A 23,033-nucleotide genomic window follows, 5' to 3' on the forward strand; every position below is an offset into this window, starting at 1 on the left:
GAACTTAAAAAAACTCTGCGCAAAATCTGCGGGATCTGCGAGATCTGCGGGAAACAATAAGCATAAAAACAACCCGGAATGTGTAATAATTACAGACTATCTCCAGAATTACAAGCCATGTTTTTGCTTAACTTTAGCCCAACCAAAAAAAATCCATTTAACTGATATGAAATCAAAACTGTTTTTGGCAGCTACATGCCTGCTTTTTGCAAATGCTGCATCGGCATTGAATCCGTCGAAAGAATATGCTACCAAACCTGAGAAGTATGGTATGACTTATAAAGAAGAAAAAGTTCCTACAAAAGACGGTGCTTCTTTGAATGCATGGTTCTTTGAAACTGCGAAGAAGACAACAAACTGGGTAATCATAAGTGGCAGCGGAGATGGAAACATGGCCGACAACATTGAGATCGCAAGTCAGTTTTTATCTGCAGGCTGGAATGTTGCCATGTACGATTATCGTGGTTATGGAAGCAGCAGCGATTTTGCTATTGATCCTGAAACATATATTTATCCGCAATTCATCGCTGACTTAAATGGTGTTGCAGATTATTTACGCAAGTCGAGAGCGATCACAAAGTTTGACTTATACGGAACAAACATAGGCGCAGGATTATCGCTTGGTGTAGGTTGTAACCGTACTGAGACAAGAAAGATCATCGCCGACGGAAGCTGGACAGGACTTGAATTGATGAAAAAGAAATTCAAAGATGTACTTGCTAAAAATGTTGTCATCCCATTTGGTTACGATAAAAATTACGAACCAATGTATGCATGCGACCGTTCCCGTCCTACAATCAAAGGTGTAATGCTTATCGTTTCTGCAAAAGATTCAATGATCAATCCGAACGACATGAAACTTCTGAAATGTCAGACAACAATGTATATCGTAGCAAACAGTCCTTCGAATGCAGAAAATTTCAATACAGATAAGAATGTTTATTTTGAGAAGGTGAATAAGTTTTTGAATCAGTAAGTAGCACTGCATACTTTCTGTAAATTACTTTTTCTGATTAAAATATTATAGGGGTTTAAAGTAGCTAACGCGCTTTGAGCCCCTTTTCTTTTATTTCAACGACAGACTATAAACTAAGTGGTAAAACAATCGCATTGAAAAACTCGCACGATAGGCGGAATATTGAGCGGAAATTAAGATCACACTTTCAAATTAAGGACATCATCAAGCGGTATTCCGCCGGGGAGTTTGGAAGTGTTCAGTTTTAAAAAAATCCATTCATGCATGACAGTGTATTCCTAATTCCCCGGCGGAATACCGCTTGAAATTTTACTGGCATGAAAATGCATATTTAATTTCCGCTCAATATTCCGCCTATCATTCTACCTTTCTATTAATTTCGAAATGTATGAGAATAGTTTTTGGAAAGTTGTTTTTTAAAAATTCCGGTGATTGGGAGATTAGAAAAATACTAAGCGTAGAATAAAATCCTATGTACTTAAATAAAAAATTTACACATTCTAATCAAAGCAATTCGAATTACGAATCCCGAATTACAAAAAACTAAACCTCATCCTCCGCAACTGCCACTACTCTTTTGATCTCAGGAACCATCTTCAAGATCGTTTGTTCAATACCGGCTTTCAAAGTCATCGCACTCATGCTGCATGAACTGCATGCACCATGAAAGCGGAGGCGGACAACCATATCGTCTGAGATATCAACTAATGAAACATCGCCATTGTCTGATTCCAGATAAGGCCGCAACTGACTTAATGCTTCTTCAACTCTTGCGCTCAATTCCATTTCGTACTCTTTCGTTATTTCTATTCTATTAATATGCTATTGCTGAAACTCGTTCTGTTGGCGATTGATTTGCATTTCGAATTGCAACTTGTCTGATCATATTGTCTGCCACTTCACTGAATGCTTTTGATACTGCAGTATCGTCATCCAGCGAAACAGGAATTCCTGAGTCACCACCTTCACGAATACTTTGTACCAATGGAATTTCTCCAAGGAATGGAATGTTCAGTTCTTTTGAAAGATCGGCAGCGCCTTCTTTACCGAAAATATAATATTTATTGTCAGGTAATTCTTCAGGAGTGAAGTATGACATATTTTCTACCAAACCCAATACAGGAACATTTACACTTTCTATCTGAAACATGTTGATTCCTTTTCTTGCATCAGCTAGAGCAACATGTTGTGGTGTACTCACAATCACTGCACCGGTTACCGGTACTGCACTCACAAGTGTAAGGTGGATATCGCCCGTTCCCGGAGGAAGATCGATCAGCATATAATCCAATGCACCCCACTCTGCATCGCTGAATAATTGTTGCAATGCTTTTGATGCCATTGGTCCGCGCCACGGAATGGCTTTGTTCGGATCGACCAGCATTCCGATCGATAAAACTTTTACTCCGTATTTTTCAATAGGTATCATATATGAAACACCATCGCGTTCGTTGACGAACAATCGTTCGTGCTCAGCACCAAACATGATGTGTTGTGATGGTCCGTAAATATCTGCATCGATCAATCCGACCTTTGCACCTTTTTTTGCCAGTGCTATCGCAAGGTTAGCCGCAACAGTTGATTTTCCAACTCCGCCTTTACCGGATGCTATAGCAATAATGTTTTTACCTCCGGCAACAATGCACCACCTTTTGCACGGGCACCACCTGTTGTGCGGGCAGTCATGTTGACTGTCACATTCGCTTCCTGATCTACAAAATGGATGATGGCATTGATGCATGCTTGCTGGATCATTGCTTTCATCGGACAAGCGGGAGTGGTAAGGACAACCGTAAACGACACATTTTTCCCTTCTGCTTCAATATTTTCGACCATATTGAGAGTGATCAGATCTTTTTTCAGATCCGGCTCGATCACATTTTTGAGGGCTTCTACAACCTGTTCTTTCGTAATTGACATGGTGCGAAGGTAGGGGTATTTTGATAGAAATACATGGGGATATAAAGGTCAAAAATCAAAAGTTAAATGCAAGTCAAAATGAACGAAATATTCACAACAATTTGAAATTGTATTATCAAATTCGGCTAAGATGTCGGATAGATGTAAGCTTTGTTTCTCAAATATGCGACCCCTTCAGGGTCGGGTGTTTTTAATTTCCAGTGTTTTTTTTATCGAAGTAGCGGTTAACATATTAAGGTGTTTGAAATAAATTAATCACCAATGCGATCTTCAATTATTCACCGCCAATTTGAAATTGGAGCGCCATTTCATATGCGACCCCTCCGGGGTCGGTTCGGTTTGTGCTTTGTTTTTCTACAAATATGCGACCCCTTCAGGGTCGTGCGTTTTTTAATATCCGGCGTTTTTTATCGAAGAAAACTTTGACCTATTAATTCGTTTGAACTAAATGAAGGACCTATACTATCTTCAATTATGGACACCCCATTTGAATTTGATCGTCCATTTCATGTGCGACCCGCCGGGGTCGGGTCGGGGGTTGGTTTCGTTTTTAAAGCGCCCCCCTCGGGGCCGCGCCTTTTCCGGGTTTCAGACTGAATTAACGTTGTTAACTTATCAGTTGTTGAAGAGGGGGTCTCCTGGAAAGGCCGCGTTTTTTTCTTGTGTTTTTAGACCCTGAATTAACATCAGACTGCCGACCCCGGAGGGGTCGCATATGAATTATGAATTATGAATTTTAAATGGAATTAAAATCAAAATCGATATGCATTTTCTATCGCCGGAGAAGTCTTTATTCCAATCGGGAAAAATATTACTACAGACTCAACTCCACCATCGGATCCCAATACAACTCTTTAAATTTAACAACCTTATCATCTTTCACTTTGATGCCTTCCTTTTCGAGGAGGATCTGCATCGCTTTTGGTGTTCCGAAATGATGTTTGCCTGTCAATAATCCGACCCGGTTAACAACACGATGTGCAGGAACTTTCGGTTTGACATTGTGGGCACCATTCATTGCCCAACCAACCATCCGGCTCGATTTAGCAGTGCCGAGATATTTCGCAATTGCTCCATAACTTGTTACGCGCCCTTTCGGAATTAAGCGGACAACGGCATAGACCTGATCGAAGAAAGATTCTAAATTGGAAGATTCTTTGGCCATTGCTGGTAATTTGTAATTAGTAAATGTAGAGTTTAAGCGTTTAAACTGAATTGAAGGTAACAAATTTTCAATCCATCTTTTAACCACATTTTTTCATAGGTGGTTTTGATCGATAATACATCATCCAGAATTTCTGAATTGTAGAGATCATTAGTTTGTTTGAAAGTGGTTAACTTTTGTTCGGCGATCATTTCAAGAGTGTAATCGTAGAAAGCACGACTGTCTGTTTTCAAGTGCACTATTCCATCGGCTTTCATAAACTTTCTATACAGATCAAGATAACGTGGAGAAGTCAGGCGTTTTTTCGCTCTAGATTCCTCTAAATTCGGATCAGGAAAAGTGATCCATACTTCACTCACTTCATTGGGACCAAACAGGGCTGCACAATTCTGGATCTGCATTCTTACAAAACCGAGATTGGCAATATTATTTTCTACTCCGGTTTTTGATCCGCGCCATAAACGTGCGCCTTTCCAGTCGATACCGATAAAATTCTTACCGGAAAATTTTTCAGCAAGGTTCACTGCATATTCTCCCCTACCACAACCTAACTCAACAACGATTGGATTCTCGTTTTTGAAAAAATCCTGATGCCATTTGCCTTTCAATTCATGGTCTGCCGGCGGATAAGAAAAATTTGGTTGAATTAAATTCGGAAAATTCTCATTTTCTGCAAAACGTCTTAGTTTGTCTTTTCCCATAGGTTGGCGAAAGTAGAATATTTCCCGCAGAATACGCGGAATACGCAGAAATTCCGCAGAAATTCCTGCGGAATTAAGTATGAAAATTAACTAATCATAAATCAAGTTGGTTTGTAAAAATTTTATTAAAAACAATTTTTAATCTCGCAGAGATCTCTGCGGATTTTCTGCGTATTCCGCGTATTCAGCGGGAAAAAATTGACTCTGATTAGAGAATGCAATCAAGTCCGCTGCATGTATCTCGTTAAATAAATTCAATCTTCCTTCCTAAACCGAAACACCACTCCCCCATTAAATAAAAACGACTCTGTTGTTTTACGAAAGACACTATTCGAAAGATCGGTTTCAATATTTTCTCTGAAAAGCTGAAAACTCCGGCCATAGGTTCCTCCGGCTTCGGCAAAGATAACAAGATGCTTTGTGAGATAATAATTCACATATAACTTGAGTTGATTATGCCCTACTCCTTTTTCACCTTCTCTTACGAAATCATTTGCAACAGCAGTACTATTGGTGCGATAAGAAGTTGTTATTGAAAGATAGATCAGTCCGGCGTAAATTTTTTTATTGAATTTCTTTTCAAGGTTTAATGAATTTGGCAAGTCGCCGAAAAAATTTAATGTCTTGTTGATCTTCCATTCAATTCCAACAAACGGAATAAAAAAGTTACCGAAATATTCACGGTTGTAATAAAGCCCAATTCGATATCGAACATTGTCTTTGTGCTTGTAATTGAATAACAATACTCCGCCATATTGCATATCAGTTGATGCTAAATCATTCAAGCCCGTATTTGCTCTTGTAATGAAAAGAAAAAGTGTTTTCCATTTTTTATTTTTCCATTGCTTATTATAACCAACATGAATACCATGAGATCTCAGTGAAGTAGAAAAGGATGTATCACCTTTGACATTAAAATTTTGTAAAGAATAATTCATTCCAATAAGAAACACATCTTCATTTTCTCTTACAATTGGGGCAAGCAAACTCGTCTGCCATTGTGTTGCACTAAGATTCTTCTTTGATTCACCACTATAACTTATTCCCGGAAATGACTGGAATCTACTATTGAACAGGTCAACAAATGGCTGGCTTATACCTTGGGCTGAAAAGAGAAGTAAATATAGGAGCAGCTTTAATTTAAATGTCATTTTGGGCTAAGATATTATAATTTATTTAATTCATACTGGGTGATATTCGTGTTTTAGTTGGAGAGTCTACAACTTCGATTTTTTTTAAACACTAAGAGCACAAGAGTGTACGGCTTAATTTTTACAATACAGATCAATCCGTGATCTTATAGTGTACCGATAGCTATCGGTATTGTATTCTCAGTGTTTTTTTTAAAGCAGTCCCGAGAATTTCCAAAAAAATCATTCTCAGTTAGCCGCTTTTTTCTACCTTCATCTTCTCAAATAAACTTCGATGAAAAGAAATCTACTCCTAGCCCTATTACTTGCCACTTCAACTGTATTCGGCCAATTTTCAAATGATCCTGCAGTGAATGCAGTTGTCAGAGATTCATCCGGACCGGGTTGAACCCATTGTTCGGCACAACGTATGTAAGTTGGTTCAATCAGAATGCTTCCTCATCATACGATTTCAGCATGCAAGCTATGGATGAAATGGGATATCAGTTACTACCGTCTTCCGGATTGACAGTCAGTAATTACCCTCAAAGTTCTGCAATCTTTGTCTATGATACAAAGGTCGATCATGAGAACAATATGGTTTCTGCTTTTCAGGATGAACGTTCAGGTTTATTAGACATAGTTGCTTATCGTGTAGATGCTCTTGGCAATTTCAATTATGGAAATGCCGGTATAAGTCTGACAGATTCTGCCGCTTCCGGTGGTATTGCTCCGAATGTCGGAATTCTTGCAAACAATGATGCAGTGATTGCATGGATCGCCTCTGGAAATCCGAAAGACTGGATCTCTTTTCAGAAAATAAGTCCTGCAGGAATTACTGCTTACTCTTCGCCTAAGCGTATCATCGATTCTACAAACGTTGCAAGCTATAGCAGACCGCAAGTTGTTTCAATGCTGAATGATGACTTTATGATCTTGTATATTGAACAAACAGGAAGCGGACTTCCTGCAAGTAAAATGTTCATGCAAAGATTTAATGCCGCGGGAAATTCTGTCTGGTCGGCGCCTGTTCAAATTTCTTCCAAGCTAATTGGATTCGCAGCATACCCATCAGTTGTTCCGGATGGAAATAACGGCGCATACATTGCTTACTCATCCGGCAATCCAACAAATCCTTCTTTCAATGATGTCTACGTTCAGCACATCGATGAAAACGGAGTTTTATGGAGTGTTGACGGAACAGAAGCGTGTACTTCAACTCTTACTCAACGGATGTCACCTAAGGTTCGCTTCGAGAACGGCATGACGAATCCAATGGTATTGATAAAAGAAACAGACGGCTCTCAGGGAAGCGCCGGAGTTACAGTGCAGTCATTCGACAGCGTTGGTAACCGTTTGCTTGGTCCGGATGGTGTTGCTGTAACACCTATCACTGCTGCTTATGATGAGCCTTACGATATGCGTAAGACAAGTGATGGTATGATCATCCTTTATGCAGAAGGTCTTTTCGGTAATCAGCAATTGTATGCAACAAAGATCGACATGAACGGCAGCCCGTTGTGGACGCCGGCGAATGTAACTCTCTCTTCAGTTGCAAGTAATAAATCAAGAGCTCAACTTACACCGGCTTATATTAGTCCAACGATTGAAAGTGTAATCGCTGTCTGGGAAGACGACAGACAAGATGTAGGAATTTATACTCAGAATATCAATAACGATGGAACGATTGGAATCATAACCAATGTCTCTGCATTATCAGCTTCAGGATCTGCTGCAATTGTATTTCCGAATCCTTCAACAGACGTTCAAAGTTTATTGATCAATTCTACTGCATCTGACCTTGTTAAAATTAATCTGTATGATGTAACAGGAAAGTTGATCTCTAATTCAGATAACCAACAAATAATTTCCGGTTCAAATGAATTTACATTCGAAGAACTTTTCGGAAATACAAAATTATCTCCTGGTGTTTACACAATCAGAATTTCCGGAACGAGAATTTCGGAGAATGCGAAATTTGTTGTAAGGTAATGCCGATCAAAATACACTTAACTCATTACCCTCTTCAATGAACCATGCCCACAGAAAATAAAAAGAAAATTCTCTTTGCGTGTATGGATTGGGGACTTGGACATGCTACACGTAGCGTTCCATTGATCAGAAAGTTTCAGAAGGAAGGACACGAGATTGTTTTAGCCTCAGCCGGCAGTGCTTTGGGATTCTGGAAAAATTATTTTCCTGAACTAATTATACTTGAAAAACCGGCATATAACATTCGGTATTCCATTAACTTTTCTGTAAGTGCAATGCTTTTCTTTCAGTCGCTGGCCTTTCTGAAAACTATTAAAAAAGAAAATCTGTGGCTGAATAAAATTATTGATGAGCATGGATTTCATGAAGTCTATTCAGACAATTGTTATGGTTTGTACAATCAGAAAATAAATTCCACTATCATTACTCATCAATTGATGGTAAAATGTCCGAAGTCGTTACGCTTCCTTGAAAAATCCTTGCATAAAAAGATTCTGAGTTTTACCGATAAATTCAATAAGGTTTTGATTCCGGATTATAAAGGTGAAGGCAATCTTTCAGGAGATCTTTCACATAAATATCCGGTTCCGGAAAATGCCACTTTCATAGGTCCATTGAGCAGATTTGATCAACGGGAAAATGAATTCACAAGCAAAGAATATGAGTTCTGCGCCATACTCAGCGGACCGGAACCACTGCGGACTGATCTGGAAATTCAGTGCATCGACCTTTTCCAAAAGACAGAAAAAAAATGCCTGATCATCAGGGGACTTCCTGAAAATAATGATTCGATACAAGTAGAAGGTCTGGAGATTCACAATCACCTGAATGATGAAGAATTCAGAAAAAAAGTAATTGCTTCAGATAAGATCATTTGCCGTTCCGGGTATTCAACGATCATGGATCTTTATGCATTGAATAAAAGAGCAATTTTCATTCCCACACCCGGACAAACAGAACAGGAATATTTAGCAAAGCATCATAGCGGTTAAAAGGATTGCGGATTGCGTGCTTTCCAGTTAACAGACATACTAAAATCGGATACTTCAATCCGAAAACCCGCATTCTGAAATACTATTTTAAATTTCCCGCAGACTTGCGCAGAATACGCAGAAAAACCGCAGAAGCCTCTTCGAGGCTATTGGCCATTTACTTTTCTTAAGAAGTGTTTTTTGATTGCATCAACATTCATGAATCTAAATTGCTTTTGTTAATGGAAAAATGTTTGAGAGCTCTGCGGTTTTTCTGCGTATTCTGCGCAAGTCTGCGGGAAATAAATGACGATTAACTGAAAAACTCAAATCGAAGCATCAATCCGAAATCCGCATTCCGAAATCCGAAATTTTAAACGAAGTGATTTTTAAATTAACTGAAAAAAGGCAGATCAAGGCAGCATTCCTTAATCCGAAATTTTTCTAAACTTACTGCGTGTTTACAATAATATTTGAAGTCTTAATAGTATTGCTTGCATGCAATCCTCGGTCATAAATAAAAATTTCATAATAAAACGTATCATTTACAAGTCCGACATTCAATGGTAGTTCTCTTTCGATCTCGCCTTTCAGCGCCTTGTTACTTCCATCCGGTGTGAGATATGGAATTCTTGCGCTGATGTCAACTGTATCAATCGTCCAGACGTTATTAATCAGATGATACGTTTTCACTTTAAAGTTAGTGTAGTACGGATTCGTTGCATCTGCAGGTACATCGAAGATGGGATCATTTAGTCCCGATTCAGGAGTATAATATCCGATATCACCGTCACCATCTGTAAATCCTATTGTAACAAGTAAATACTGATCCCTTCCATTGACATCCTTTACACCTTCAATTTTCTTAAAATCAATCGCCGGGATGATCGGATATTCCAATGGCTTTTTACAAGCGCTAAATGCAATAGCCGAAATGCAGATTAGAGTAAATATTTTATGGATACTTTTCATAGTATTTTTGAAAGTATAAATTTAAAGAATATTTCGTTTATTACTAACGAATATTTCCAATTCCTTATTTTACAAATATACGACACCTTATGGCACTATTGCTTCCCGTTAAAAATGTTAAGCCACAGTTTGGTAAAAATTGCTATTTAGCGCCCAATTCGACCGTTGTCGGCGATGTTGTAATGGGTGATGATTGCAGTGTATGGTTCAATGCTGTTATCCGGGGTGATGTTAACAGTGTCCGTATCGGCAACAAGGTCAATATCCAGGATGGAGTAATTGTACATTGTACCTATCAGAAAGCAAAAACAACAATTGGTAATAATTGCAGCATCGGACATAATGCCATCGTTCATGGTTGCCATTTGCACAATAATGTTCTGATCGGAATGGGTGCGATCGTAATGGATCATGCAATCATAGAAGCCTTTTCGATCGTCGCTGCAGGATCCATAGTTTTAGAAAATACCATTGTAGAAAGCGGATTCATTTATGCCGGAGCTCCTGCTAAAAAAATAAAACCTATTTCCGACGAACAAAGAAAATTGCTAGAGCTATTGCCGGATCGGTATGTGATGTATGCGGAGTGGCTGAAGTAGAAGGTGGGGAATAGGACCAGGAGTATTTAAAAAATTGTCTTCCTTTTTTCATGGGTTACCTTTTCAGATAAAAGGTATTAAGAGGTATAATCCACTAAACCCAATGAAAATACTCGCCCTCCTGACCTATATTATGTTTGCACTCTTTGCCGTTAATTGTGGGCAAATGCAAAATCAATTGAAGACATCCTCATTGAAGGAAGAAAAAACTGATTTGTATAGCCCGAAAAATACAGCTATAAAAACTGGTTTTGAAAATGGATTTCAATAGTCCAGTTATTAAAAATTCCGATAGCATAAAAACCGCCTCAAAAGGAATTATACGTGCAATAGATATTGTATATTCAGATTATCCGGCCGGTTTTTCTTTTTCTAAATTGATAAAAGAACGATTAAAAAGTTTAGAAAAGATATGTCCTGAAATTTTTCTTGATCATAATATAAAATGGAGATTGATCCGCCAGTCTAGTGCTAAAACTGAAGAAACAGCAAGAAAATTATTTCATGGAATTGTGATCTCCTATCGTCCTGCTCAATGTTGTTTTGATTCTTTTCATCAAAAGTGGTGAATGGTCTCGGTGAAACAAAAATACAAAGAAAGGACTATTTCATCTTTTTTCAAAACCAGATACTGCAATTGTAACTCGTAAACCAACATGGAAGGATATGCTAATTGTAGCTGATGTAACTGGAAGTATGTCGCCCTATACAGCACAACTTCTTGCCTGGCTGCAGCTGAATTCACTGGATGGTAAATTAAAGCAGTTTGTTGCCGAAGGATGAAAGGGGGAATCGGGCTTCAAAATATTGGAAGTGTGATGATTTCGAAGGTCCGCGGTGGCGGACAGAGAACGAGGATGCGCTCGGCGAATTAATTCATTGCCGACATTGGGCACCTATGCGCGTAGTTCACCCTTATAAAGTAAAACCGGTAAAAATAAGGTGTGGTGGTGGACACGGACTTGCTGTACTGGCGGATCTGTTCATACTATTGAAAATGATATTACAGATCTGTCAAAGTTAAATGAAGGTCAGCAAGTAAATATCGGAAGTTTTACCTATAGTAGGGGGAAGTTCGTTTCTGTCAAACGGCGCAAGTCAAAATCAAAAGTCAAATGAATCATTTGTCGGTTCGTTAAAGGCATGTGTTACCGAGTCGGGTTTTGCTTGTTTTTGACTCCCCACCTATTTCCAAAAATCCACCTTCTCCAGATGAATCTTATTCTTAAAAAAGAAACGGGTACTTTCTTCGAAAGATTTTGTGAAGTCAGAAACATAAAAATGATGGACCGGATTTTTCTTTTTGCCTAAAAGATTGTTTTTCTTCAGAACTGCCTTAACGCTGTCGGCAACAACTCCGGCTGTGTCAATAATATTTACATCACCCTTGTAATATTCTTCAACTTCAGTTCTGATCAATGGATAATGAGTACATGCTAAAATCAGGGCATCGATCTTTGCAAGTTTTCTGCTCGACAAATAAGAAGCGATCACAGATCGTGAGATCTTATTATTAAAAAACCCTTCTTCGATCATTGGCGCCAGTAATGGTGTTGCGAGAGAAGCAACTTCTTTTTTTGAAGCAGCTTTTATCTTCTTAGCATAGATATCACTCTTGATAGTTCCTTTTGTTCCGATCACGCCTACCTTGTGAATCGAATTTGTATGTGTGACCAGATCAACGACCGGACTGATCACATCGACCACAGGGATCTTTCCGCCAACAAAGTCCTTTACTGTCTCATAGGCAATTGAACTTGCAGTGTTGCATGCAATGACGATCATTTTACAATTATTCTGCATTAAAAATTGTGCAATTCGGATCGAATAGTATTTTATAGAATCGGGTGACTTATCACCATACGGTAAATGGGCAGTATCCCCAAAATATACCAAAGATTCGTTTGGTAAAACTTTCTGTATTGCATTGGCAACTGTCAATCCGCCAATCCCTGAATCGAATACTCCTATTGGCTGTGATGAAAGATCAGTAGTCTTTTTTTTCTTTACCGGCATGGGGGCGAAATTAATAATTAATAAATGATAATGAATAATTAAAAATGAATAATGAGCGAAGCACTCAGAGTACTTTGGATAGAACCTTTAATGGCATTTTATTAATTGATTGGGATTACTTCATTCTTTTTGGTTGTAACTTCGAAGGGCAGATTTAATGCGATCAGATTGCAGAGTTCTTTGATCAGTTTTTTTCTGGGATAAGAGTCTACTGTGACTAATGAAATTTCCCTGACAGGCTTGGGATTTGCAAACTCGTGAAGCTTTGCTTTTTGTTTCGATGTCATGGTCAAGGTCGATAAGCGCGGCACGATCGTAATCCCTTCTAACTTGTCGACCAGTTGGATCAATGTTTCAATACTTCCAGCTTCGTAGAGCAAATTGTTCTTTGTTCCTTCCATTTTTCTCAACTCACACAAATTAAAAACCTGATTCCGCATACAATGGCCTTCTTCCAGTAACCAAAGGTGATGCACATTCAATTCTCCCGGTAAAATATATTTTTTCCTTGACTGCAATTCATTTTTCGAGGCATATACGAAGAACTCTTCATTGAAAAGCTTGTTTTCAGTTAAGCCATTTTCCAACAATGGTGTAGCCAAAAGCGCAGCATCAATTTCACGCCGCTTTAATTTAGGAATGATCTCTTCTGTGGTCATCTCCTTCATACGTACAGACAATAATGGATATTGATTGGTAAACTGTTTTATGAACAAAGGAATCAGATAGGGTGCTAAGGTCGGAATTACAGCAAGATGAAATTCGCCCGAAATTTCCCCCTGCAATTCTTTTGCATAACCTTTCATCCGGTTCAGTTCAGACAAAACTGATTTAGCATGAATAATCAGCTGCTCTCCCTCTTTTGTAGGTATAACAGGTTGTTTACTTCGGTCAAAGATCTTTACGCCAAGCTCTTCTTCCAGTTTTTGGATCATCATACTTAAAGTAGGCTGAGTTACAAAGCACTTTTCAGCGGCTTTTGCAAAATGACGGGTTGAGTCAACTGCAACAATATATTCAAGCTGGACCAGGTTCATAGATAGTATCTATACAAAGATAGAAAATATCACTTTCATTTATACATATAATAAGTCAATATTTGTGCTAAATATCATTTCAAAGTCGGAGACTTAAATGTAAATTGTCATCAGAATAATCGCCTGACAAAATTATTTTTATCACTAGAAATTAATCATTCCATTAAATAACTATCATAACTATGAAAGAACAGGAAGACAACAAAACAACATTAGCTGATGTCAATACCAGTGAAGCGAAATGCCCTTTTCATGGCGGAGCTTTAAAAACAAGTGCAGGAGGTGGTACACGAAACCGCGACTGGTGGCCGAACTTATTAAAGTTGAATATTCTCCGTCAGTATTCTTCTTTGTCAAATCCAATGGATGAAAAATTCAACTATGCTGAAGAATTCAAAAAACTGGATCTGAATGCTGTGAAAAAAGATATATTCAATGCTATGACGGATTCGAAAGAATGGTGGCCTGCAGATTATGGTCACTATGGTCCGTTCTTTATTCGTATGGCGTGGCATAGTGCCGGAACATACCGGATTTCAGACGGACGAGGTGGAGCAGGATTTGGAATGCAGAGATTTTCTCCTCTCAACAGCTGGCCTGATAATGTTAATCTGGATAAAGCACGATTGCTTCTCTGGCCGATCAAACAGAAATATGGACAAAAAATTTCATGGGCAGATCTAATGATCCTTGCAGGAAATTGCGCATTGGAATCGATGGGCTTTAAAACTTTTGGTTTCGGTGGCGGTCGTGAAGATGTATGGGAACCGGCAGAGGATGTATATTGGGGATCTGAAAGTGAATGGCTCGCAGACAAGCGCCATACCGGTAGTCGTGATCTTGAAAATCCTTTAGCTGCTGTTCAAATGGGATTGATCTATGTAAATCCGGAAGGACCATTAGGTAACCCTGATCCACTTGCTGCTGCAAAAGATATCCGCGAAACATTTGGTCGCATGGCAATGAATGATGAAGAAACTGTTGCTCTTATTGCGGGTGGACACACATTCGGAAAAACACATGGTGCTGCTGATCCGTCAAAATATGTGAGCAGAGAACCGGCGGGTGCAGGGATTGAAGAGCAAGGCCTGGGATGGAAAAATTCATTTGGTACTGGACATGGAGTGCATACAATTTCAAGCGGACTTGAAGGTGCATGGACAACTACACCGACAAAATGGAGTAATAACTTTTTTGATAATCTCTTTAACTTCGAATGGGAATTGACAAAAAGTCCGGCAGGAGCTCAACAATGGAAACCAAAAGGTGGTGCAGGTGCAGGAACAGTTCCTGATGCACATGATCCATCATTACGTCACGCTCCTACTATGCTCACGACAGATCTTTCTTTGAGACTGGATCCTATCTATGGACCGATCTCAAAACGCTTTCATGAAAACCCTGATCAGTTTGCTGATGCATTTGCACGTGCATGGTACAAACTTACGCATCGCGATATGGGCCCGATTGCCCGATACCTCGGTCCTGAAGTTCCGAAGGAGGAATTGATCTGGCAAGATCCGCTTCCTGCAGTGACATTTAAGTTAGTTGATGCAAAAGATATAGCTGATTTAAAAACAAAAATATTGAACTCAGGACTAAGCGTAGCTGAGCTTGTATCGACAGCATGGGCTTCAGCTTCTACTTTCCGTGGCTCTGATAAACGTGGCGGTGCCAATGGTGCACGCATTCGATTGGCTCCACAAAATAAATGGGAAGTAAATAATCCAACTCAGCTTGCAAAAGTTCTGAAGACACTTGAAGGAATTCAGTCTGCATTTAATACAGGCGGGAAAATGATATCGCTCGCAGACCTGATAGTTCTTGCAGGTTGTGCTGCAGTTGAAAAAGCTGCAAAAAATGCCGGACACAATATAACCGTACCATTTTCTCCGGGAAGAACGGATGCATCTCAAGCTCAAACGGATGTTGAATCATTTGCCGTTCTTGAACCAAGTGCAGACGGATTCAGAAATTATTTTGAACCTAAACATACTGCATCTGCTGAAGAGATGCTTGTTGACAAAGCACAATTGCTAACATTGACTGCACCTGAAATGACAGTTTTAATAGGCGGAATGCGTGTATTAAATACAAACTATGATGGATCAAAAAACGGAGTGTTCACAAAACAATCTGAATCACTTTCGAATGATTACTTCATAAATTTACTTGATCTAAACACAACCTGGAAAGCAACTTCTGATTCACAAAATGTTTTTGAAGGCCGTGATCGTAAGACAGGTGAAGTAAAATGGACAGGTACCCGTGTTGACCTTATCTTCGGATCAAATTCTGAATTAAGAGCACTTGCAGAGGTATTTGCTTCTTCAGATGCGAAAGAAAAATTTGTGAAAGATTTTGTTGCTGCATGGAATAAGGTGATGAATCTGGATCGGTTCGATCTTATTCGTAATTCGTAATTCGTAATTCTAAGGTTAAAATAATGAAGGGGTTTAAGTGTTTTGACACTTTAAACCCCTTCATTATTTTAACCTTTTTGAAACAACAACTGCTAAAAATCAAACAGGTCACCTAAAAAAGAATCGCGTTTCTTTTTTTTATAATCGTATTTTTTATCACCGATATAATTTTGGCCTTCGCGGGGTTCTGTCTTGAAAGGTTGGCCGGGTACGGCTTGTGTAGAACGATCAATGATCTTATCAAGTTCGCCCCTGTCGAGCCATACTCCGCGACATTCAGGACAATAATCAATTTCAACTCCACTGCGATCTGTCATCACAAGGTTCACATTACAATTTGGACATTTCATAATCTTGCGTTTATGTTTTAATTATTTAACAAAGATAAAACAATTCAAAGATTCATTTGGAAGGCGCACAGCTACATTAAAATACTTTAACTTTTCATAAAAAGGAACACAAATTTCTCTTTAAAACAATCTTCCGGGAAACAGCACTAATTGAATAAAATTAAATTCCAACTGATCAAATGAAAAGTTGTAGCCATCGTACATCTTTACATTCAGTTCAGGAAAATATCTAAGTGTGGTTCTCAGATAAAATGTCTGCAAGCGATTGGGACGAATATCCCAACCAAAAGTTATACCTGGCCTCATACCAATAAAGGAGTTTACAATGGAAAAATGATACTGATTCATTTCAGAAACTGTCAATTTTTCACTACTCAAAGCCCCGCCTGCAAAAAATGCAAAGCCATTAAAATCGAATAGAAATTTGTATGCTTCGAAAGTCAATGCTTTTCTTTTAGCAATTTGAGAAAAGCCGTAGGCATTAATTTCACTTTTAATGCTTCGATATATCAAATTAAATTGCAAGTCAGGTTTATGAAAATAATATCCGATTCCGAATTCAGGAAAAACAGTTGACTTGTGATTATCAATGAACGGAAGAGAAAAAGTATTATGTTCTGAGGATTCTAAAAAAAATACTGAGGAAAATCCGGTTGAAAATACAAATCCATCTAACTTGTTTAATGAAGAAAGTGTATCCGTAAGCCATTTAGTTCGTCCTGATTGCCAGTCCCTTTCTGCGCTCAAACTTGTTTCAAACATTAATTTATAGCCAAGAGAAAACCAAAATTGATTAGTTCTGATTTTCATGGACGATGTAGTACTCACAAAATAATTTTCTGAATTATTAAGAATAAAACCGCATCCTAATTCTACTAACTGATTCTTCCTGCAATAATTTAATCCGGCCAAAACCGGATACTTAAAGCGCAAAGCAGTAGCTCCGTCATCCTGTTTAAATTGCGTACTTAGTAATGAAACTCCCAAGTATGGCCGGATCTTATTATGTTCTAATCGCCATGGAAAATACTTTGCTCCTGTTTCAACTCCTGTATTAAATTCACTTTTCTGAAGAGAGAATATTGGAACTGAAATATAAAAATCCGCTTGTCCCCAGAAATGAGTTCCGCCAATAATGAATCGAAATTGAGAATGTTCTTTTAGTTTATAACTTTCTAATACCCCCAAGGTATTTATAAGGCCGGAATGCGTTCCACTTGCTGAAAAAGTTCTGAAGTCGAAACCCACATTTAACTGAGCAAATCGATGACGAGTCTTACCGCCTTCTACATAGGGCTGAGCTTTTGAATGAAGACTGAAAGAAATGGCGATCAGCAGGAAGACGCGATTCATGATAATATGTATAACGATCTTCTGTTTTATTTATACCTGTACAACTTTCTTTACAGCAAACTTTCGACTCCATTTTATAATCAATGGAACCAAAATCAATGAAGGCAGAAGCCATAAAAATACTGAAGGTAATTGTATAGGTAAATATTTTGCGTTGACAACTAAAAAAGCCGTCAGCGATGCAATGTATCCACCGGTCATTCGTGAGATGTGCGCCAGCAACCAATAATTTTTAAAACGTGATCGACCTTTGTAATTTTTCAGGTCATCTATAACGAACTGCAGACCCAGTGCTCCAAAAACAACAAACACGATACCGAAATTATTCGCTCTTGTAATTAACCATACTCCGATTCCCAGAAGTAAGATTCCACTTAGAGTCATAAATATGGTCAGGAGCCAATCAGCGAATTGTGGCTTGCTTTCTGTTCCTTGCAGTGTCAATTTGATATATCTATTGCCTGTTCCAACCATATACATGGTGAAACTCCCGACCATAAACATCAAATCATTCGGGTGAATCAGAGAAAGTCCAAGTGCGGAAAATCCCGCCAGCATCATACCGGCAACAAAAATTTTCCCAACCAACCGGTGACGCTTACCTCCCTTTTTCATAATCAGATTTATACTGCCCGTAATTAGTCCCACAAAGCCACCGGCAACGTGAAGAATGAGTAGAATTGTAAATAGTTTTTCCATTTGAATTATAGTTTAACGAACCGGTTACTTCGATTCTGCAACAAAGAAATTGCATTAATCTCCGGATTACAAATTATAGTGACAGACATCAAGACTTTGTGACCGGTAACACTTTCAGGGATTGATAACAAGGAAAAAAGCTGAATAACAAAGAAATTCAGATCAAAGAGCGGCTTTTATCTGCGGGACATAGGCTCGGGAAACAGGAATTTCTTCGGCATCCGGTGCTTCAAACCGCAAACTAAGACCTTGGGCATTACCGGAAAAAGATTTTATTTTTTGAAGGTTCACCAGGTAACTCCTGTGACATCGTTTGAAATGCGGAAAATCGGCAAGTGACTGCTCAACGGCCTTTAGGGTATTCCGAAGAATCACTTTTTTGTTGTTTAAGCAAACTTCCACATAGTTTTCTACAGCTTTTACATAAAGCAGATTATCGAGTTCTACACTGAGATCCTCCGATTTATTCTGAGAAGGAATTTTCACGACTAGTTTTTCATTGACCTCTTGATGGGCTTGAATATTCTGATTCAGAGATTGCGCTTCCTGAAGAGCTGCTTTTAAACGGTTGTGATAAATTATAAATGTGCTGATCGTCACCGGAAAAACACCAATGAGTAAAGTAATTGCCTGAAAAACAAAAAATGCCCTGATCGAAAATCCCCAGAATCCCAATAGAACAGAATAGATCCAGTTATTCATTCCGATAAATAAGAACATCCACAAAATATAAACAATGTTCTTTCCAACTGTCCACGATTTGAAGTTATACCATTTAGGAAAAATAAAAGTGAATGCTAAATTGCTCAACAGCATTGAAAAAGATGTAATAGCCCCATATCCCAGGATGTGAAGGAGCTTACTTTCACTTTTGTAACTGAGCAGTCCGAAAGGTTGAAAGATAGCAAGGAATAAAAAAACAAAAAGGCCGAACATAAAAGCCTGAATCAGTTTTTTCTTTTGTGATAAACTGAAAGGATATGGTTGATTGAGAAGTTGTAGAGTCACTTGATATAACCTGTATTGATCTAAGTGGCTAATATACGAGTTGTAAAGTTTAATCCAGAAAGTTATTGATCATTTCAACTGTTGTCCTGATCTTCGTTGTATCTTGAGGAGTTGTCAATTCGCCAATATATTCCCCATGTCCACCCGGAATAATTTCAAGCTGCGAATTTGAGATAAGTTTATGCATTTCATTTGCATGTTCAGGAGTTGTCACATCTTTATCTCCGATAATAATCAATGCAGGAACTTTTATCGATCTTATTTGCTCATCTGTGATATCGGGAAATGATTGCATTCTTGCTACGTCGCGTTCGTACATTCGGTGAAGTGCGTTTGTATCCGGATTGATCTTTAGAAATGCGTCTTTGTACGGTTGCGGCATCCCTGCAAAAGTAGGATTGGCCATCATTTCCCAAAACCAATCTGGCGCACCGGATTTCTTATAAAAAGTAGAAGCCACAATTATTTTATTAGTCAACTCCGGATGCCTTATTGCAAATTGAAGCGTTGTGCTTGCCCCATTGCTGAATCCAAAAATATTTGCTTTGTCGATTTTTAAATACTTCAAAAGTTCTGCAATGTCATCTGCATCTTTTTCAAAACTCAATGGCCTATCAATATCAGCTGTGTGTCCATGCGCTTGCATTTCAACTGCAATCACCTTATTATTTTCAGCTAATTTGTTCAACACTTTGCCATATGTAGTTTGAATGGTTGAACCACCACCATGAATAAGGACTAATGGAGTTCCCTCCCCATGAATTTCAAAATACATATTCAGACCATTAACAGGAGCATATCCTGTAAGATTGCCATCATTACTTTCTGTGGATAAATATTCAACACTCATATTATTCTTTTGTGAATTTGCATAGCCTGATAAAATCAATGCCGTAAGAAATATTTTGACCGATCGAATTATCATTTATAAAATCCTCTTATACAGAATTAATTTTTTATGAGTTATTGATAATTAAATAAAATGATAAAAAATTAAAAAGTAACATTCTTAGCCAAAGTCTTGAATCGAACTCCGCTATCCTGAACACTCTTCAAAAGAATAATTTGCAAAACCTCCCGCCCACTTTTCTACTTCCGGACCTTCAGTAATTTCTTTTTCACCTTGTACAAGGCCATAGTGTCGAATAGAGACAAATTCGTCAGGTTTGTTTTCAGCTATTTCAGATACCATTCCTCCCTTTTCTCCATTCGCATCTACTCCGACAAAAAGAATCTTGCTTCCTTTTTTCCAATTACCTTCATAAGTTGAAGTTGGGTTAAACAATGCTGTCCATTGTTCATAGTTTTTTTTACTACTCAGACCAAGCATTTTATCATAAACAACACTTAGCGGAGCTGAAATAGCAATTTTGAAATGCAGTTTTTTCATTTCTCGTTTTTTTAATATTTTTTTGAAATATAATTTATTCCTGCAAATGTCGATAACCGAATTAACTAAGTCGTAGTGTAAATACGACAATCTTCGTGGCTGAATACGACAAATTTATTTTGGATTACTCACAAAATGACAGGTGTTAATTTCACTTCAAAATTAACGAAAATTTTAAAATGTTATTTAATGCAGTTCCTATTTCCCCAACACAAGTTATTAATCTTTAACAACCTTTCCACTCTTTAAATTTCTGTTGCCATCGAATATTTCATAGAAATACAAACCCTTCGAAAGGTCATCAGTATTGAACGTTAAAACGTCAACGAATTCGCTCCGGTATACTTGCTCACCTAAAACATTGGTGAGAATAAATGTCATTGGAATTTGATGATTTGTTTCAAGTGTTAAATAAGTTCCGAATGGATTAGGATAAACAGAAAATTCCGATGCCAAAAAACCATTCTGAATGCTTGTCGGTTTTGATTGCTCAATAGAAAAAAGATCTATGGCCGCACTTCCACCACCATTATATGTAGGAGTGTATGCTCTTACACCAACCTTATGAGTCACCGCAGTTGCAATGAATGTATAGAAGTTCGTATGCCACACCGTATCAGCTGAACTAAAAATGGCAGATTGATTTACGTCTATATCATCAATAAATAAATGCCAGACACAATCTCCAGATCCACCCCATCGGTTTGATCCACAATAATTATACGAGATCGTATAGGTAGTTCCAATTATCAAATTGGATATATCCTGATACATTCCTTCACCTGTATTAGGATTTCCTGCAAGACATCGTGCATAGATATTTCCATTTGCCGCAGTAGGCGGAATTGTTGAGGGACACAACGTCAGATTTCCTTCATCCGGACCAAGTCCGACATTAGAATAATTATTCCAACCATCAGGTGGTAAGTTCGTTTCACAAACAGCTATATTGCTCCAGAGTTCTAAAGACGGATTTGTGAAACTTTGACTATAGGCAGAACTGAAACCCAATAGGTACAGAAAAATCAATTTGCATTTTTTCATTTTAGTTTCTTTAAAATTTGCTGAATTACGAATCCGTGCCATGTCCCGCACTACTATTTGAAATCTAAACTAAACAATTAAATTGAATTCTGTTAACCTTTATAAATTTTCTAATTACACATTGGAATAACCTGGCATACACAAGGCTATTTTCAATTATTTCAGTTCTTCACAACAAAAATTGTGGTGAATAAGCAAATTTACTATACTCAAAACTACATCTTCATCGCTTTCCAAACGTAAAATCTTGTCGATGTCTTCGAGATCAAAATTCCATATTGCACCAGGTAAGAGTTCGTCAATGTGAGGCTTAAGTTTCTTTAACTGAACTTTTGTTTTGACAGAAGTTTTGAATACAAAAATCATTTTTCTGATAGACTATTCAACAATTCTTCAAGATTTTCCAAAGTTGCAGTAAATCCTAATCTGAATCCATCCAACAATTTTTCCATACGATCAAACGATTCATTAAAATTACAATTGTCACTTTAGTAACTCCGTTTTCTTCACTGAAAGTATAATCCCATTCTGATCCCGGCAATTCCGGATTTTCATCTTTATCGGAAAAGCATTATGTAATTTAAAATTTGTTTTAGGACTAATGGATGTGTATTCCTGAATGGCCCATCGTTCCTGACCATCCGGACTTACCATGGCATAAAATCTTTTTCCACCAACTTCAAAATTCATATACTTTGTCTTCGCGACAAACGGTGCAGGCGCCGACCACTGATCAAGAATATCTTTTTTTGTAAATGCATCCCAAACTAAAGAAAGTTCAGCTGCAAATTCTCTCGTAATAAATACCGTTTTTGCTGTCTTGTCAACGGTAAAATCAAATAACAAATCGTTTTTCATTTTTTATTTTTTTTAATGGTTGATAATACTTTGTCGAGTTGAGTAAATTGTATTTCCCAGCTTTTCCTGAATTGTGATATCCAGTTATCAAACTCCTGCATTTTTCGGATTAAAGTGATAATAAATTTCTCTCCCCGAGTGTTCAGCTTTGATCAACTCACATTCTTGTAACACTTTAATATGTTTCGAAACTGCTTGCCGGCTCATATCGAATTTTTCAGCCATTGCATTTGGCGTTAATGCCTGAATAGCAATTAACGTTAAAATAGCTCTGCGCGTAGGATCGGCTATGGCTTGGAAAAGGTCTTGTTTCATTTCTATCAGGTTAAATATGCAACTTTCAGGTTGCAAATATATATGCAACTTTTGAGTTGCGCAAATTTATTTTAACTAATTTTTCCCTTTGAAAACCGCAATTTCTACCGCAAA

22 protein-coding genes and 3 pseudogenes are annotated in these 23,033 nt (G+C 38.0%); 7 read left to right on the forward strand and 18 right to left on the reverse strand.

Annotation, left to right across the window (positions count from 1 at the left end):
- Positions 1 to 166 precede the first annotated feature (166 nt).
- Positions 167 to 976: a hypothetical protein gene (locus IPL24_12505; GenBank protein ID MBK8364453.1), complete on the forward strand. Its 810-nt coding sequence runs from the start codon at positions 167 to 169 to the stop codon at positions 974 to 976.
- A 543-nt stretch (positions 977 to 1,519) separates the two neighbouring features.
- Here the strand turns inward: IPL24_12505 and IPL24_12510 are convergent.
- The 5 genes and pseudogenes from IPL24_12510 to IPL24_12530 all read right to left on the reverse strand — a co-directional run bounded on the left by IPL24_12510 (position 1,520) and on the right by IPL24_12530 (position 5,913).
- The gene (locus tag IPL24_12510; protein MBK8364454.1) at positions 1,520 to 1,762 is read right to left on the reverse strand and encodes a NifU family protein; all 243 of its coding nucleotides are present in this window, start codon (positions 1,760 to 1,762) and stop codon (positions 1,520 to 1,522) included.
- Between the two features lie 28 nt (positions 1,763 to 1,790).
- Positions 1,791 to 2,896, reverse strand: a pseudogene (locus IPL24_12515) (Mrp/NBP35 family ATP-binding protein).
- 814 nt (positions 2,897 to 3,710) lie between these two features.
- Positions 3,711 to 4,061, reverse strand: coding sequence for an MGMT family protein (locus tag IPL24_12520; protein MBK8364455.1), 351 nt, complete (start codon positions 4,059 to 4,061; stop codon positions 3,711 to 3,713).
- 32 nt (positions 4,062 to 4,093) lie between these two features.
- Complete coding sequence (trmB, locus tag IPL24_12525; protein MBK8364456.1) at positions 4,094 to 4,762, reverse strand: tRNA (guanosine(46)-N7)-methyltransferase TrmB; 669 nt, start codon at positions 4,760 to 4,762, stop codon at positions 4,094 to 4,096.
- A 254-nt stretch (positions 4,763 to 5,016) separates the two neighbouring features.
- On the reverse strand, positions 5,017 to 5,913 hold the full coding sequence (locus IPL24_12530) for a hypothetical protein (protein ID MBK8364457.1): 897 nt from the start codon (positions 5,911 to 5,913) through the stop codon (positions 5,017 to 5,019).
- A gap of 393 nt (positions 5,914 to 6,306) precedes the next feature.
- Here IPL24_12530 and IPL24_12535 point away from each other — a divergent pair, with 393 nt between their 5' ends.
- Both IPL24_12535 and IPL24_12540 read left to right on the forward strand, forming a co-directional pair.
- On the forward strand, positions 6,307 to 7,884 hold the full coding sequence (locus tag IPL24_12535) for a T9SS type A sorting domain-containing protein (protein MBK8364458.1): 1,578 nt from the start codon (positions 6,307 to 6,309) through the stop codon (positions 7,882 to 7,884).
- A gap of 44 nt (positions 7,885 to 7,928) precedes the next feature.
- Complete coding sequence (locus IPL24_12540; GenBank protein ID MBK8364459.1) at positions 7,929 to 8,876, forward strand: glycosyltransferase; 948 nt, start codon at positions 7,929 to 7,931, stop codon at positions 8,874 to 8,876.
- A gap of 429 nt (positions 8,877 to 9,305) precedes the next feature.
- On the opposite strand, the gene IPL24_12545 is transcribed toward IPL24_12540, so the two are convergent.
- Positions 9,306 to 9,827 (reverse strand): hypothetical protein, encoded by a 522-nt coding sequence (locus IPL24_12545; GenBank protein MBK8364460.1) that lies wholly within the window; start codon positions 9,825 to 9,827, stop codon positions 9,306 to 9,308.
- Between the two features lie 89 nt (positions 9,828 to 9,916).
- Here IPL24_12545 and IPL24_12550 point away from each other — a divergent pair, with 89 nt between their 5' ends.
- The 3 genes from IPL24_12550 (at position 9,917) to IPL24_12560 (ending at position 10,995) form a co-directional block, all read left to right on the forward strand.
- Positions 9,917 to 10,426, forward strand: coding sequence for a gamma carbonic anhydrase family protein (locus tag IPL24_12550; protein ID MBK8364461.1), 510 nt, complete (start codon positions 9,917 to 9,919; stop codon positions 10,424 to 10,426).
- A 103-nt stretch (positions 10,427 to 10,529) separates the two neighbouring features.
- Positions 10,530 to 10,697: a hypothetical protein gene (locus tag IPL24_12555; protein ID MBK8364462.1), complete on the forward strand. Its 168-nt coding sequence runs from the start codon at positions 10,530 to 10,532 to the stop codon at positions 10,695 to 10,697.
- The gene (locus IPL24_12560; GenBank protein ID MBK8364463.1) at positions 10,684 to 10,995 is read left to right on the forward strand and encodes a hypothetical protein; all 312 of its coding nucleotides are present in this window, start codon (positions 10,684 to 10,686) and stop codon (positions 10,993 to 10,995) included. Before IPL24_12555 ends, IPL24_12560 begins: the two co-directional genes overlap by 14 nt.
- Before the next feature lie 616 nt (positions 10,996 to 11,611).
- On the opposite strand, the gene IPL24_12565 is transcribed toward IPL24_12560, so the two are convergent.
- Positions 11,612 to 12,442 carry a glutamate racemase gene (locus IPL24_12565; protein ID MBK8364464.1) on the reverse strand — a complete coding sequence of 277 codons (831 nt, stop codon included), beginning with the start codon at positions 12,440 to 12,442 and terminating at the stop codon, positions 11,612 to 11,614.
- Positions 12,443 to 12,543: 101 nt separating this feature from the next.
- A complete protein-coding gene (locus IPL24_12570) occupies positions 12,544 to 13,479 on the reverse strand; it encodes a hydrogen peroxide-inducible genes activator (GenBank protein ID MBK8364465.1) in 936 nt (311 codons plus the stop codon).
- Positions 13,480 to 13,661: 182 nt separating this feature from the next.
- Between IPL24_12570 and katG the strand changes: the two genes are divergently transcribed.
- A complete protein-coding gene (gene katG, locus IPL24_12575; protein ID MBK8364466.1) occupies positions 13,662 to 15,902 on the forward strand; it encodes a catalase/peroxidase HPI in 2,241 nt (746 codons plus the stop codon).
- 92 nt (positions 15,903 to 15,994) lie between these two features.
- Here the strand turns inward: katG and IPL24_12580 are convergent, their stop codons facing one another.
- The 10 genes and pseudogenes from IPL24_12580 to IPL24_12625 all read right to left on the reverse strand — a co-directional run bounded on the left by IPL24_12580 (position 15,995) and on the right by IPL24_12625 (position 22,919).
- Positions 15,995 to 16,252 (reverse strand): zf-TFIIB domain-containing protein, encoded by a 258-nt coding sequence (locus IPL24_12580; GenBank protein ID MBK8364467.1) that lies wholly within the window; start codon positions 16,250 to 16,252, stop codon positions 15,995 to 15,997.
- 120 nt (positions 16,253 to 16,372) lie between these two features.
- Positions 16,373 to 17,605 carry a hypothetical protein gene (locus IPL24_12585; protein ID MBK8364468.1) on the reverse strand — a complete coding sequence of 411 codons (1,233 nt, stop codon included), beginning with the start codon at positions 17,603 to 17,605 and terminating at the stop codon, positions 16,373 to 16,375.
- A gap of 30 nt (positions 17,606 to 17,635) precedes the next feature.
- Entirely contained in the window at positions 17,636 to 18,304 is a 669-nt protein-coding gene (locus IPL24_12590; protein MBK8364469.1) for a hypothetical protein, read from the reverse strand.
- Positions 18,305 to 18,466: 162 nt separating this feature from the next.
- On the reverse strand, positions 18,467 to 19,312 hold the full coding sequence (locus IPL24_12595; protein MBK8364470.1) for a LytTR family transcriptional regulator DNA-binding domain-containing protein: 846 nt from the start codon (positions 19,310 to 19,312) through the stop codon (positions 18,467 to 18,469).
- Between the two features lie 49 nt (positions 19,313 to 19,361).
- Positions 19,362 to 20,162, reverse strand: coding sequence for an alpha/beta hydrolase (locus IPL24_12600; GenBank protein MBK8364471.1), 801 nt, complete (start codon positions 20,160 to 20,162; stop codon positions 19,362 to 19,364).
- A 186-nt stretch (positions 20,163 to 20,348) separates the two neighbouring features.
- Positions 20,349 to 20,702: an SRPBCC domain-containing protein gene (locus tag IPL24_12605; GenBank protein MBK8364472.1), complete on the reverse strand. Its 354-nt coding sequence runs from the start codon at positions 20,700 to 20,702 to the stop codon at positions 20,349 to 20,351.
- A gap of 219 nt (positions 20,703 to 20,921) precedes the next feature.
- On the reverse strand, positions 20,922 to 21,746 hold the full coding sequence (locus tag IPL24_12610; protein MBK8364473.1) for a T9SS type A sorting domain-containing protein: 825 nt from the start codon (positions 21,744 to 21,746) through the stop codon (positions 20,922 to 20,924).
- 156 nt (positions 21,747 to 21,902) lie between these two features.
- A complete protein-coding gene (locus IPL24_12615) occupies positions 21,903 to 22,112 on the reverse strand; it encodes a hypothetical protein (protein MBK8364474.1) in 210 nt (69 codons plus the stop codon).
- Positions 22,109 to 22,604 (reverse strand): annotated as a pseudogene (locus IPL24_12620) (SRPBCC domain-containing protein). Before IPL24_12620 ends, IPL24_12615 begins: the two are co-directional and overlap by 4 nt.
- Positions 22,601 to 22,919, reverse strand: a pseudogene (locus IPL24_12625) (winged helix-turn-helix transcriptional regulator). The pseudogenes IPL24_12620 and IPL24_12625 overlap by 4 nt, the downstream one beginning before the upstream one ends.
- Positions 22,920 to 23,033 lie beyond the last annotated feature (114 nt).

The organism is Bacteroidota bacterium, from assembly GCA_016711505.1.
Taxonomy (GTDB): Bacteria; Bacteroidota; Bacteroidia; order AKYH767-A; family 2013-40CM-41-45; genus JADKIH01.